The 13,576-nt window shown below is 59.6% G+C and carries 12 protein-coding genes; 10 read left to right on the top strand and 2 right to left on the bottom strand.

Annotated elements, in window-relative coordinates; all coding sequences use genetic code 11:
* Positions 1-368: 368 nt before the first annotated feature.
* The 4 genes from C5L12_RS07210 (at position 369) to C5L12_RS07195 (ending at position 4,832) form a co-directional block, all read left to right on the top strand.
* The gene (locus C5L12_RS07210; RefSeq protein ID WP_105371362.1) at positions 369-1,049 is read left to right on the top strand and encodes a sugar transferase; all 681 of its coding nucleotides are present in this window, start codon (positions 369-371) and stop codon (positions 1,047-1,049) included.
* 105 nt (positions 1,050-1,154) lie between these two features.
* Complete coding sequence (locus C5L12_RS07205) at positions 1,155-2,408, top strand: polysaccharide biosynthesis/export family protein (protein ID WP_105371361.1); 1,254 nt, start codon at positions 1,155-1,157, stop codon at positions 2,406-2,408.
* A 7-nt stretch (positions 2,409-2,415) separates the two neighbouring features.
* Positions 2,416-3,744: an O-antigen ligase family protein gene (locus C5L12_RS07200; protein ID WP_105371360.1), complete on the top strand. Its 1,329-nt coding sequence runs from the start codon at positions 2,416-2,418 to the stop codon at positions 3,742-3,744.
* A 77-nt stretch (positions 3,745-3,821) separates the two neighbouring features.
* Positions 3,822-4,832, top strand: a complete 1,011-nt coding sequence (locus C5L12_RS07195; RefSeq protein WP_105371359.1) for an acyltransferase family protein — start codon at positions 3,822-3,824, stop codon at positions 4,830-4,832.
* Positions 4,833-4,845: 13 nt separating this feature from the next.
* Here the strand turns inward: C5L12_RS07195 and C5L12_RS07190 are convergent, their stop codons facing one another.
* A complete protein-coding gene (locus C5L12_RS07190; RefSeq protein ID WP_105371358.1) occupies positions 4,846-6,474 on the bottom strand; it encodes an FAD-dependent oxidoreductase in 1,629 nt (542 codons plus the stop codon).
* A gap of 134 nt (positions 6,475-6,608) precedes the next feature.
* Positions 6,609-7,517: a helix-turn-helix domain-containing protein gene (locus C5L12_RS07185; RefSeq protein ID WP_105371357.1), complete on the bottom strand. Its 909-nt coding sequence runs from the start codon at positions 7,515-7,517 to the stop codon at positions 6,609-6,611.
* A 151-nt stretch (positions 7,518-7,668) separates the two neighbouring features.
* Here C5L12_RS07185 and C5L12_RS28055 point away from each other — a divergent pair, with 151 nt between their 5' ends.
* The 6 genes from C5L12_RS28055 to pglA are packed head-to-tail and all read left to right on the top strand — an operon-like array spanning position 7,669 to position 13,572.
* Positions 7,669-7,854, top strand: a complete 186-nt coding sequence (locus C5L12_RS28055; RefSeq protein WP_157949001.1) for a hypothetical protein — start codon at positions 7,669-7,671, stop codon at positions 7,852-7,854.
* On the top strand, positions 7,851-8,735 hold the full coding sequence (locus tag C5L12_RS07180; protein ID WP_105371356.1) for a carbohydrate ABC transporter permease: 885 nt from the start codon (positions 7,851-7,853) through the stop codon (positions 8,733-8,735). The genes C5L12_RS28055 and C5L12_RS07180 overlap by 4 nt, the downstream gene beginning before the upstream one ends.
* Positions 8,736-8,737: 2 nt before the next feature.
* Positions 8,738-9,646 carry a carbohydrate ABC transporter permease gene (locus tag C5L12_RS07175; protein WP_165924129.1) on the top strand — a complete coding sequence of 303 codons (909 nt, stop codon included), beginning with the start codon at positions 8,738-8,740 and terminating at the stop codon, positions 9,644-9,646.
* 4 nt (positions 9,647-9,650) lie between these two features.
* Positions 9,651-10,763 (top strand): ABC transporter ATP-binding protein, encoded by a 1,113-nt coding sequence (locus C5L12_RS07170; RefSeq protein WP_105371355.1) that lies wholly within the window; start codon positions 9,651-9,653, stop codon positions 10,761-10,763.
* A 32-nt stretch (positions 10,764-10,795) separates the two neighbouring features.
* Entirely contained in the window at positions 10,796-12,052 is a 1,257-nt protein-coding gene (locus C5L12_RS07165; RefSeq protein ID WP_105371354.1) for an ABC transporter substrate-binding protein, read from the top strand.
* Between the two features lie 5 nt (positions 12,053-12,057).
* Positions 12,058-13,572, top strand: a complete 1,515-nt coding sequence (gene pglA, locus C5L12_RS07160; RefSeq protein WP_105371353.1) for a polygalacturonase PglA — start codon at positions 12,058-12,060, stop codon at positions 13,570-13,572.
* Positions 13,573-13,576 lie beyond the last annotated feature (4 nt).

Here is a 13,576-nt window from a genome sequence, read left to right as displayed (position 1 = left end):
CGCAACAGGAGTGGGCCTTTGGTCCTAGCTGCAAGCTACTTTGGTCCCAGCGGCAAAGAAGCCGGCGGGAGTATAGCTGAAATGCAAGCGGGAGAACGCGTGATCTATAGATAAGGGAGTACGAATAATATTGGTAACCAGACCGTCTCTACGAGAGCCTTACAATAATTTTCCGGCTTTCATCAGCATAAATTGCAATAGAAGCAACCAGTCATAGGGTGGGCCAGCGGGGCGGCCGACCATCCGGCGATGGTTGAGCCAAAAATTTGACTGGCATCAAATTCCGAACACAGACTTATTATCACATTGCACGCTAATACGCGCCGTAATGGCACCGACTATCGCAAAACCTAAATGGAGTTCACTCTATGAAGTCAGCGACACGTTCGGCAGGTTCGCCGTTTTCAACTTCTGACCAAGCCGGCAGGATTCTCCCCACCGGCGGCTTGGCGAAACGAAGCTTCGACATAACAGCCGCCGCCCTCGCACTCCTCCTTTTCAGCCCCATTTTCATTATGATCGCGGCGCTGGTAAAGTTTTCCGACAATGGACCGATCTTGTACGGACATCGTCGGATCGGTCATAACGGCCGCACGTTCAAATGCCTGAAATTCCGCACAATGGCCGTCAATGGCGATGAAATTCTGCGGAATTACCTCCGAGACAATCCGCAAGCTGCGGAAGAGTGGCGGGCGACCCGCAAACTCAAGAACGACCCCCGAGTGACAGTCGTGGGAACGGTATTGCGTAAACTCAGCCTCGACGAACTGCCTCAGCTCCTCAACATTCTGCGCGGAGAAATGAGCGTGGTCGGCCCAAGGCCGGTGGTGGACGAAGAGCTGAACCTTTATGACAGCTTTGCCGCCTTTTACCTTCGGACCCGCCCGGGCCTTACCGGCCTTTGGCAGATCAGCGGCCGTAACGATGTTTCCTACGAAAGCCGCATCGCCTTCGATACGCAGTATGTCCAGAACTGGTCGCTTCTCGGCGATGTCGCAATCATTGTGAGAACCATCCCTGCTGTTTGCATGGCACGCGGCAGTTATTGATCGTTCTTTCTCTTCCACAGGATCTGAACTCGGTCGTCTGACCGGATCGGAAAATGATGGACCCGGAGCGTGGAAGCAATTCCACGCCACTTGAGGAAAAAACCCATGCAGATAGGAACCGCCTCCGCGAGGAGCTTGCGTGTTTTATGCTTTCTGACCGGCGCATTTCTTGCGCTGACCAGCAGTGTCCTGGCGGACGACAACAGCTATCGCCTCGGCGTGATGGACAAGCTGCGCATCCGTGTGGCGGAATGGCAGCCGGCCGAAGGTACCGTGCGCAACTGGGACGCAGTCAGCGGCGACTATACGATCGGCCCTACTGGCTCGCTTTCGCTTCCGTTCATCGGCGACCTCCCCGCCGCGGGGAAGACGACCGGGGATGTAGCGAAAATCATCGGCGAGGAATTGCGCGGCAAGTTCGCGCTGCGCAACCTGCCGTCCGCTTCGGTGGAGATCGCCCAGTTCCGTCCGGTCTTTGTCACCGGCGACGTGACTACACCCGGCGAATATCCCTATGCACCCAATCTGACCGTGCTGAAGGCCGTCAGCCTTTCGGGGGGGCTTCGCCGTTCCGATGCCGGACAGCGTTTCGCGCGTGACTTCATCGATGCCCGCGGCGACGCTGCGGTTTACGATTCGGCCCGCGGCAGACTGCTGGCCCGTCGTGCACGGCTGCAAGCAGAAATCGCCCGCGCGCCGGAAATCAAGATGCCTCCGGAGCTGGAAAAGGTTCCAAACGCCGCCCAGTTGATCGCTAGCGAAGCGGCTCTCATGAAGTCCCGCCGCGATCGCTATGAACTTCAGCTAAAGGCCCTGGCGGACCTTCGCAGCCTTCTCGAAACCGAGGTGCAGTCCCTCAACCGGAAGGCTGAAACGCAGAAACGCCAGTTGCAACTCGTCAACGATGACCGGGACAAGATGGCGCGTCTGACGGAACAGGGGTTGGCGACCTCGAGCCGGCGCCTGACGGCCGAGGAACGCGCGGCAGACCTCGAATCGAACATGCTCGATACGGACACGGCCGCGCTGCGCGCCAAACAGGACATCAACAAGGCCAATCAGGACGAAGTCAACCTTCGCAACGACTGGGAGGCGCAGCGCGCCAAGGAGCTGCAGGACACCGAGGCCGAGCTCGAAAAGCTCGGATTGCAGCTCACTACCAGCCGCGAAATGATGTCCGAAGCATTGGCACAATCGGCAGAAGCTCTAAAATTCGATCCCGCCGGCCACTCCGCCACGATCAAATACCTGGTGGTGAGGGACGAAGGCCAGGGGCCGAAGGAGATGACTGTCGGCGAAAACGACAGGCTTCTGCCCGGCGACGTCATCAAGGTCAGCTCAGAACTCCTGATGCAGTGAGGACGGCATGAGGATCGCCAAATCTGCGCTGATCGATCCGGCTCGCAACGAGATCTATGGCATCGCGGCTATCGCGCTGTCATTTTTCGTCTTTGCCTATTCGAGCCGGTTCGGGCAGATTTCGATCCTTGCCTATTATGGCGCCTGGTTCCTGCTGGTGCTCGTCGATTATCGGCGGGTGCTGGGCAACTATCTGAAATACATCTGGATCTTCAGCTTTGCGCTGTTCTGTTTTCTTTCCGCCTTCTGGTCGCCTGCCTTCGGCGTATCGTTGCGGACGTCCATTCAGTATCTCACGCACATCATCTGTGCGCTGATCGCCGTTCGGACAATAAGCACACAGACCCTCACCCGCGGCGCGATCGTCGGCACTGCCGTCGTGCTGATGTATTCGCTGCTTTTCGGCACCTATCTCTACGACGCCATCGATGGCGGCTACAGTTTCGTCGGCGCCTTCTCCTCAAAGAACCAGCTTGGGTTTTATGCCTCGCTTGGCGCTTTCTTTTCCTATGCCGCAATCCTGGTCTTCCGGGCGCGATCTGTCTGGCTCGTCGGCGCCGCCGTAAGCGGCTTGCTTTCAGCCTATTCGCTCGCGGCATCGAAATCGGCGACCTCGGTCATCACCACGCTCGGTGTCATAGCGCTTTGTCTGGGGATGCAGGCGATCATGTCCTTGTCGCCCCGGACCCGGCGCATCTTCTTTGCCGCCTCCCTGGTTCTGGTGGTGATTGCAGCTGTCGGCGCGCTTCAGTTCGGCGCCATGGACGCGATCCTTTCCGTCTTCGGCAAGGATTCGACCCTGACCGGCAGAACCTATCTGTGGCAGCAGGGAATCGAGGCGGCCCGCCAGCACCCGCTATTCGGCATTGGCTATCAGGGATACTGGGTCGTCGGATTTTCCGAGGCAGAAAGGCTCTGGCAGGATTTCTTCATCGCGTCCCGCAACGGCTTCCATTTCCATAACACCTACATTGAAACCATGGTGGAAACGGGACTGGTCGGAACACTGCTCCTCACCTTCATCTTGCTGACCACCCTCGCCGGTCATTTGAGGCGGCTGTTGACGGTGGCCCGGAACCCGGAATCCCTCCTGCTCTTCAGCATTGCAGGCCTGCTGCTCATCCGGTCCTTCGTCGAGATCGACATCATGCATCCTTACCATGTCGGCTCGTTCCTGCTCTATTTCGCTACCGGCAAACTGGCGATCAGGCAGGTCCAGGCAAACCGGGCCTATTTCGACCGTTTCGCTACCGGCAGAAGCAACCCGCAAGGCGCCGGAGCGCCCGCATCCTTTAGACGCGCAAACGGCTTCGATCTGGGCCGTCGGAGCTCTTGATTGGGTCGAAACTGATCCGAGCGAGCTTCGCCTACATCTCTTTGTGTTTTGACTGCCATAATGAGGCTCCAACCTAGATGCAGACGCTATACTCCATCCAGTATCTGAGAGCATTCGCTGCCTTGGCCGTCGTGATATTCCACGCCGGCGAACGGACGGGCCTGCCCTTCACAATCGGTGCCGCCGGCGTCGACGTGTTCTTCGTGGTAAGCGGCTTCATCATGATGGCCATCAGCGACAGCCGACCGGTCAGTCCCGGGCACTTCTTCCGCAACCGTCTTCTGCGCATCGCGCCGGCTTATTGGGCTGCAACCTTCGCCATGGTGATCGGCGCGGCCGCCGGCGTCTTTCCGAACCTGCGGCTCGACCCCGCGCACACGCTCGGATCCTTCTTCTTCATTCCCATCGCCTCGCCCAGCAGCGGAAATCTCTGGCCGGTCCTGGTGCAGGGCTGGACGCTGAATTATGAGATCTTCTTCTACACCCTCTTCGCGCTCGTCCTGTTCCTCAGGCCCGGATCGCGGCTCCTGGCCCTGGCTCTCCTGTTCGGCGCCTTCGTCATCGCCGGCACCTTGCTGCAACCAAAGAACCCGATCCTGGCGTTCTACACGGCACCTCTTATTCTGGAGTTTGTCGCAGGCGCAGCGCTTGCGAAACTATGGGCCGCCCGGCGCCTTCCGTCCCCGACAGTCGGCCTTGCGCTCGTCGCTACGGCGGTCGCGGGTTTCGCAGCGATCCATCTGCTGAAGTTGGAGTTCGACGCCTTGACCTGCGGACCGCTGGCGGTCCTTCTCGTGCTCGGAGCTCTGGCGATGGAGGCCGGCGCCCGTCTGCGCAGACTCCCTCTCCTCGCCTACCTGGGCGACAGCTCCTATTCCATCTACCTCTGGCACACCTTCGCCATCTCCGTCATCGTCAAGATCGGTTTTATGCTCTCGCTTCCCGCCGCTGCGATCCTTTTCATAGCGGTCGTGCTGGGCACGGCATCCGGCATCGCCGCCTACGAATGCCTGGAGAAGCCGCTCCAGTCGTTGTTGAAGGGAAAGAGGCCTTCGTTCCGGCGTCTGCCGGTGCGTTCAGTTCGGTAAAGCGCCGGTGCGGTTAGCGGTTCGGAGCGGCTGCAGACTGATCCTTGAGATGATCCGCAAGGCGAAGGGCGAGTGCGACGGCCGGCAGGGTGGGATTGGCGTGCCCGCCCGTCGGGAACAGGCAGCTGCCTGCGAGATAAAGATTGGCTATCCCGTGGACGCGGCAATCGGCATCGGCGACACCTTCAGCCGGCGTTGCCGCCATCCGGCTCAGGCCGATCTGGTGGTACCCGTCAAAAGCCTGGTTCAACACCGCTTGCCGCCGCGTATCGGGATCATGCAGATATTCCAGCCGGCCAAGTCCATTGCGCCGCAGCCAGTCATCCAGAATCTCGTGCGACCTCAGCACGGATGACAGATCCTGATCGGTCACCCTGTAATCGACGGCCAACGCATCGCTGGGCGCCTGCCCGCCATTCGCCTTGAGGAACACTCGGCTTTCCGGATTGGGCACCTGCTCGGCGTGATAGCGGAGGAGATAGCGACCCTTCGGATTGATCAGAATACGCCACCGGTTGCGGCGCCGCTGGCGCATGTTTTGAAGCACACCGGATAGATCGATCAGCCAGCGCCGATCGGTGACGATATTCCTCCAGTGCTCCCTGCGGTTGATGTTCTGCGTCCCTCTCGATGTCGGAGCGAGCCCGTTCGAAAGGCGGCGATAGAGCCCCAAAGCCTTCAGGAAGAGATAGACGAGCGACAAGCTGCCGGATCCGTGGATCGGATCTGCGATCGAGACGGCATCCAGCCAAAAGACGCAGTTGAGTAACCGCTCCTTCAGCTGTACGGCCGTCGAGACCTGAAACCGTCTGCGAACGATGTAACCCTGGTCGTCAAGCTGAAAGGCGAACTGTCTCGCCATGGCGGGCTTCTCCAAGTGCAGCAACGCGATATACCCTGTCAGGTGCCCCTGATAGAACCGCCCGGTAGGACCCTCACTTCCACCACCGAATTCGGACCTGTCCCGTTGCAGCGAGAGAAGCAGGCGGGCATTTTCCAGCCCGCCACCCGCGAGGACAAAGTTCCCGGCTGCAACATGCATTTCCTCGCCGTCTCGATGAACCGTTATGCACTCGACCCGCCCGCCGGAGGAATCGAGCCGGATGCCGGTGGCTCGGCCATTCACCAGCCGTATCCGCCGGGAGCCGTTCAGCCGCCTCGCGCTTTCGGCACCGAGATCTGGCTGCCGGCTCCAGCGCTCGATCGCCTCGGTGGAGATCGACGCGTCGGCGATGCAAAGTTTCTCGGGAGCCGTTTGCGTCGGGCTGCAGTTGAGAAAGGAGAAGGCCTCCGGATAATATGAACGCAGGGATTCGTGCGGCAACGGCCAGCCGGAAAAAGGCACATGGCCGCGCTTCTCGAAATCCAGGTCGTCGAAGGCGACGCAACGTCCGCCCCAGAGCGCCGAGGCGCCGCCAATTCCGGGTCGCGACATCGCAAGCGAAGGCGCGTGATGAGCGTTCTGGAATTCGATATTGCCTGTATTGCCAGCGATGGCAGCGCCATCGGCTCCCATTTCCAGAAGAGTGACGTCAAGTCCAAGCTTTTCCAGCTTGAAGGCAAGCGCAAGTCCCACAGGCCCCGCGCCGACGATACATATGTCCGCCGTCTCTGATCCCCTAACACGGTCCGCCGCTGCCATGGCCGCCTTTCAGCAAGAGCCTACCATCAGCAGATAACGCGAAATGATCCACTTGGGACAGCTCAATTTCGCAAAGCCGGAACTTCTTTGTGATGTCGTGCCATGAATGTCTCCCCGCCACATTCCTGTCGGTCTCATCGTGTCAGCGGGTAAAGCAGTTGCCCATCCTCTTCGCCTCGCGGAAACGCTCCTTCTCGGCTTCTTCTTTCCGACTGCTGGTAGCCCAGCGGGCTGATGCCGATATAGCGTTTGAACATTCGGGAGAAGTAATAGGCATCCGAATATCCGGAGAGTTCGGCCGCGCGTTTTACACTGCAACCTCCGGCCATCAGTCCCATGGCGCGTTCCATCCGCTTGAACTCCTGATATTTGTCCGGCGTCCAACCGACCCGCTTGCGGAATTCACGCTTGAAGTAATCGCTGTTGTAGGGCACCGCGCCGACCGCCCGTTCCACGATCTCGTCGTTCAAGGGATCGGCCGCGATCTGGCTGGCGGCAACCATCACGGAAAACGAAAGGGCGTCGGGATTGTTCACGTTTCCGACCGACTGCTCCTTCCAGCCGATATGCGCCTGCTCGATGAACTCGATCAGTAGGAACATGAAGAGGTGATGCTGGAGAAGGGTCGTGGAATAGGGTGGCGCATTGTCGTGGTAGTAGCGGGTCAATGGCTGCATCATGTCCCAGCGGGCAAGCGTCACCGCTTTCCTGAGGTTCATCTGCGCAATCATGTCGAGGCGCCCGAAGAGATCGAGCGTGAAATGCTGGGCAATCCCGGTATAGGGCTCCGTTGACGTAGAGTAGCCGACGAAGCGTACGCCGGCAGGCAGAAGCATGGCCCTGCCCGGCGCCATGTCGATCGTCTCGTCCTCGACCTCGTAACGAGCCGAGCCCGTTAGGCATATAATCAGGTCATGGACGCTGTTCGATTTGTCGACACCCCAGGTATGGGAATGCTGCATCCTTATGGTTGAACGCGTCAGCGTCAGGGCGAGTGCCCCCATGGGAATTCCAGCCAGAACGCTACCTTCAATTTCGTCCATCCTTTTCCCCCAATTTGTCGATTTGATCCCGCCCCCAAGATGAGATTATCAGCGCAGGAGCTGAAACCTCAACACATCAGAGGGCCAGATTGGGAGGAAATGGCGGAAATCTGCAGGGTGCCCGATACGTATCGGACCCCCGGGGATTCCTATGCCAGAATTTGCGATGCACAATACGGGAACTGTCTCTTCGTTTAATATAGCCTATATCGGCGACCGCTTCCTCAACCGGGCGGCATTGTCTCGCGATCATACTGCAGGCCTGTTCCGCGGGGGAATTGCCGCGGCGATGCACCGCCTGTCGGAGGCACCTGTTAAAGCGGGGAAAGCAACATGAGCGGAGACAGCCGGTTCCTCGGGCTCTTCTACCTATCGCCCTACATCATCGGGCTGCTGATCTTCACGGCAGTGCCCTTCGTCGCCTCGCTCTATCTGAGTTTCACGAACTACAACCTGATGGACGAGCCGATCTTCATCGGTCTGGCAAACTACGTCAAGCTCTTCACCAACGACCGCACTTTCCGCAAATCGCTCTGGGTGACGCTCGTCTATGTGTTTACGACCGTGCCGCTGAAGCTCGCCTTTGCGCTCTTCATGGCCGTGATCTTCAACTACAAGCTGAAGTTCATCAACGTCTTCCGCACGGCCTACTACGTCCCCTCGATCCTCGGCGGTTCGATCGCGATCGCGGTGCTGTGGCGCTACATTTTTGCCGATGTCGGCCTCGTCAATATGGGCCTGAACCTGCTCGGCTTCGAATCCGTCAACTGGTTCGGCGATCCCACCAATGCGCTTTTTACCATCACCCTGCTCCGCCTATGGCAATTCGGCTCGGCCATGGTGATCTTCCTGGCCGCGCTGCAGAGCATCGACAGGACGCTCTATGAGGCCGCCTCCATCGACGGCGCCGGCAAGTGGACGAGCTTCATCTACATCACCCTGCCGCTGATCACGCCTGTCATCTTCTTCAACCTGATCATGCAGATGGTCCAGGCCTTCCAGGAGTTCAACGGCCCTTACATTATCACCCAAGGAGGCCCGCTGAAGTCCACCTATCTCCTGCCGATCTACATCTATGACGAAGCCTTCAAGCGTTTCGACATGGGATATGCATCGGCCATCGCCTGGGTCCTCTTCGTCATCATCATGGCGCTCACCCTCATCGCCTTCTGGTCCTCGCGCCACTGGGTCTATTACGCCGGCGACAAGAGGAGCTGACCATGACCGAACACGTTCTCTCCCATGATCCGTCGACGGTTGGCGAGGTTGCCGGCATCCGTGCCCGCGAGCATCGCCGCCACAAGGCAGGCATCATGCTGCGTTATCTGATGCTCGCCGCTGTCGGCCTCCTGATGCTCTACCCGCTGATCTGGCTGATCGGGGCATCGTTCAAGACGAATTCTGAGATCTTTGCCAATCCCGGCTTCTGGCCGGAAAACCCGACGCTCGACGGTTATATCAAGGGCTGGCAGACCTCGACGCCCTATTCCTTCGGCACATTCTTCCTGAATACGCTGTGGATCGTGATCCCCAAGGTCATCGGCACCGCCATCTCGTGCACCGCTGTGGCCTATGGGTTCGCCCGCTTCGAGTTCCCGTTCAAGAAGCTGCTGTTTGCGTCGTTGATCGCGACGCTTCTGCTGCCGAATGTGGTGACCCGTATTCCGCAATATCTTCTCTTCCGCGATCTGGGATGGCTCGACAGCTTCCTGCCGCTCTGGGTGCCGTCTGCCTTTGCAGGAGACGCCTTCTTCGTCTTCATGCTGGTGCAGTTCCTGCGCGCCATCCCGCGCGACATGGAGGAAGCCGCCCGCGTCGACGGCGCCACCACCTGGCAGACGATGATCTTCATCGTCGTGCCGCTGCTGATGCCGGCGCTCATCTCGGTCTGCCTTTTCCAGTTCATGTGGACGATGAACGACTTCCTGGGGCCGCTGATCTACATTTCGTCGGTCGACAAATATCCGGTCTCGCTGGCGCTGAAACTCTCGATCGACACCACTGAGGCGTTCGAGTGGAACCGCGTGCTCGCCATGTCCGTGCTGGCGCTGACGCCGGCGCTCGCGGTCTTCTTCCTCGCGCAGAAATATTTCATCGACGGCATCTCGTCCGGCGGCATCAAGGGATAGCGACATGGCACGTCTGCAACTGAGAAATCTCGAAAAGGACTACGGTTCGCTTCGCGCCGTGCATGGCATCAACCTCGATGTCGAGGACGGCGAGTTCATGGTGCTGGTCGGCCCCTCCGGCTGCGCCAAGTCTACGACCTTGCGCATGATCGCGGGCCTCGAACGGATTACCGGCGGCGAAATCCGGATCGGCGGAGAACTGGTGAACGACAAACCGCCGGGCGACCGCGGTATCTCCATGGTCTTTCAGAATTATGCGCTCTACCCGCATATGAAGGTGCGCAAAAACCTGTCGTTCAGCATGCGGCTGAAGCGCCGCCCTGCCGAAGAAATCGAAAAGGCGACGGAGCACGTTTCGGGACTGCTGGAAATAGACCCGCTCCTGGAACGGCTGCCGAAGCAGCTTTCCGGCGGCCAGGCGCAGCGTGTCGCGGTCGGCCGCGCGCTGATCAAGAAACCGCAGGTTTTCCTATTCGACGAGCCTCTCTCGAACCTCGATGCAAAGCTGCGCGCCTCGATGCGCGTTCGCATCACCGACCTGCACAAGAGGCTGAAGGCGGAAGGACAGCAGGCAACGGTTGTCTATGTCACCCACGACCAGACGGAGGCCATGACCATGGGCGACCGGATCTGCGTCATGAAGGACGGCCACATCATGCAGGTCGCCGATCCCATGACGCTCTACAACCGTCCGGCCAATACCTTCGTCGCCGGCTTCATCGGCAGCCCGGAGATGAATTTTCTGGATGGCGAGCTTGAAGGACAAACCCACGTTAAGGCCGCGGATCAGACGGTCGCACTCGGGGACGAATTCGCGCACCGGCTGTCGGTTGGAAAGTCCGGTTGGGTGACGCTCGGCATCCGGCCCCAGCATCTGCGTATCGCCGAAGCCAAGACCGCGGGCACGCTCAAGGGCAAGGTGAACCATATCGAGTTCATGGGCCACGAGGTCTATCTCTACGTCGACATCGGGCCGAAGCGCCTGATCGCCATCGTACCTTCGGCTGCCTATGACCGGACCGCGCTTCGCGATGATTGGATCTGGCTGAGCCCGGACCCAAAGGGAGTCCACCTGTTCGATCGCCAAACAGGTGAAAACATCAGCCTGGCGATCTGAAACTTCAGCGTTCCAACTTGGGAGGAGCCAAAATGAGAACCATGATCATGACCGCGGCACTGTTTGCCGCCACCAGCCTTTCGACCGCATTTGCTGCGGACCTGCGCATGTCCTGGTGGGGAAGCGACGACCGCCACCTCGCAACCCAGGAAGCGCTAAAGATCTGCGGCAGCAAATTCGGCCATACCGTGGCGCCGGAATTCACCGGCTTCCAGGGGCATCAGGAAAAGATCGCCACTCAGCTCGCTGGCGGCACCGAAGCCGACATCATGCAGGTCAATTGGCCGTGGCTACCGCTTTTCACCAAGAACGGCACCGGCTTTGCCGATCTCTACCAGTACAAGGACATCATCGACCTCGGCCAATGGTCCAAGGCCGATCTCGACAGCGGTACGGTTAAGGGCAAGCTGAACGGCATTCCGGTCTCGACCACGGGCCGCGTCTTCATGTTTAACAAGACGACCTACGACAAGGCCGGCGTGCCGATCCCGACCACCTGGGAAGAACTGATCGCGGCCGCGCCGAAGATGAAGGAGAAGCTCGGCAAGGACTATTATCCTTTCGAGGGCGCTGCACTCGACGCCCGCCTCATGGTCATCCTGCGTACGACGCAGAAGACCGGCAAGGACCTGATCGATCCCGCAACGAACAAGGTTTCCTGGACAGAAGAGGAGCTCGTCGAAGGGCTGAAGTTCTACCAGACCCTAGTGGACAAGGGCGTGATCGAGTCCTGGAAGCAAGTCGCAGCCGGCGGCAATACGCCCCTGCATGAAAACCAGAAATGGGCAAAGGGTCAGATTGCCGGCACGTACCAGTGGGACAGCACCTACGGCAAGATTTCCACGCCCATGGAAAAGGGCCAGGAACTCGTCCCGGTCAAGTTGCTCACCGTCGCCGGAGCGAAGATCGACGGCGTCTATCGCAAGCCATCGATGCTGTTTGCCATCTCCAAGAACAGCAAGGACCCGAAAGCGGCAGCGCAGATCGTCAATTGCCTTCTCAACGATCCGGCGGCGGTAAAGGTGCTGGGCGCAACGCGCGGCATTCCCTCCAGCAAGGCCGCACTCGATGTGCTTAACAAGGAAGGCAAGGTCAAGCCTGTCCAGCTGGAAGCCTACAAGCGGGTGATGGAACCCAGCAGTCCTGGAGTTTCGCCGCTGAACGAGCATCCGCGTGTCACCGAAGCTTTCGACACGAACTTCGAGGCCTTCGCCTACGGCCAGCAATCCGCCGAGGACGCGGCCGCTGAGATCATCGCCGGCATCAACGAAGCGCTGACGGGGATCTGAACATCGTGACGATTGCCGCCATCGAACTTCTGACCACCGGACCACGCAGTGCGACCTTCAGTGTCGATGCCGAAAGGCATCTTTTCGAACGGGACTCTTCGTTGGCCTGGACCGTTCGGAAGGTCGATGGCGATATCGTGGCTGAAGGGACGACGAGACGCGTCGTCTTTACAGTCGCTGAACTCGAACCGGGCAGCCATCTTTCCCTCCAGATTGGTCAAGCCCGCCTTGAGTTCACGACAAGAAAGGAAACGGCTCTCACCGACATCAGCGATTTCGGCGCCTCAGTCGGCTCATCAGATAATGCTGAAGCGATCCAGGCCGCAATCGACGCTCTCCCCTCCGAGGGGACGCTTCGGATACCGCCCGGGCGCTGGCTGAGCGGCCCTGTCTTCCTCAAGAGCGACATGACGCTGCTGCTCGACGAAGGAGCCGAACTGGCTGCAGTCTCGGACCGCGAAACCTTTCCCATCCTCCCAGCCCGCCACCCGGATGGCCGCGTGCTCGGCACCTGGGAAGGTGTGACGGAGGCGTGTTACGCCAGCCTGATCAACGCGATCGACTGCCGCAATATCCGGATCAGCGGAAAAGGCATCATCGACGGCGGCGGCGATCGCGGCGACTGGTGGTTCTGGCCGAAGGAGACGCGACAGGGTGCCAGACGGGCCCGCACCGTTTTCCTTTCCGGATGCGAAGACATCACTCTCTCAGGCCTCACCATCCGCAACTCACCGTCATGGACGGTACATCCGGTGCTTTGCAGCCGACTGCTCGCGGCGGATCTCACGATCCGGAATGATCCGGACTCGCCCAATACGGATGGGTTCAATCCGGAAAGCAGCTCTGGTATCCGCCTTGCCGGCCTTCATATTTCTGTCGGAGACGACTGCGTTGCCATAAAGGCGGGCAAGCGCAGCCCGAACGGCGGGCCTGATCGGCCGACGGAGCGCGTTAGGATCTCCAATTGCCTGATGGAGCGCGGCCATGGCGCCGTGGTCATCGGCAGCGAAATGAGCGCCGGCGTCCGCGACATCCAGATCACGAATTGCCACTTCCGGGGAACCGACCGGGGGCTCAGGATCAAGACGCGCAGAGGCCGTGGCGGAACGGTGTCGAATATCCGGTTTTCAGACAGCCTAATAGAGGCTGTCGCAACACCGGTGGCGGTCAACTCCTTCTATTTCTGCGATGCCGACGGGCGGTCGGACTACGTCCAGTCGCGCGCCCGCCTGCCGGTTTCCGACGAGACGCCCAACATCCGGTCGATCTCGGTGAAGAACGTCACGGTCTCGGGCGCCCGCACCGCTGCGGCCGTATTCTACGGTCTGCCCGAAGCGTCCATCTGCGATATCGCTTTCGAAAACTACACAGTTTCCTTCGCGCCAGATGCCAAGGCGGAAGTGCCGGAAATGGCCTGTCTCCTCCCGCCCCTTCGTCACGCCGGCATTGTCGCGGAAAACACCACTTTTAGTCGCCTGGCGATGCTCTCGCCGGCTTCGATCCATCCAGCCCAAGACTGAGCCC

The organism is Neorhizobium huautlense (assembly GCF_002968575.1).
Classification (GTDB): domain Bacteria; phylum Pseudomonadota; class Alphaproteobacteria; order Rhizobiales; family Rhizobiaceae; genus Neorhizobium; species Neorhizobium huautlense.
The sequence above is the reverse complement of the archived record's forward strand: the minus strand, read 5'-3'. Positions and strand labels throughout refer to the sequence as shown.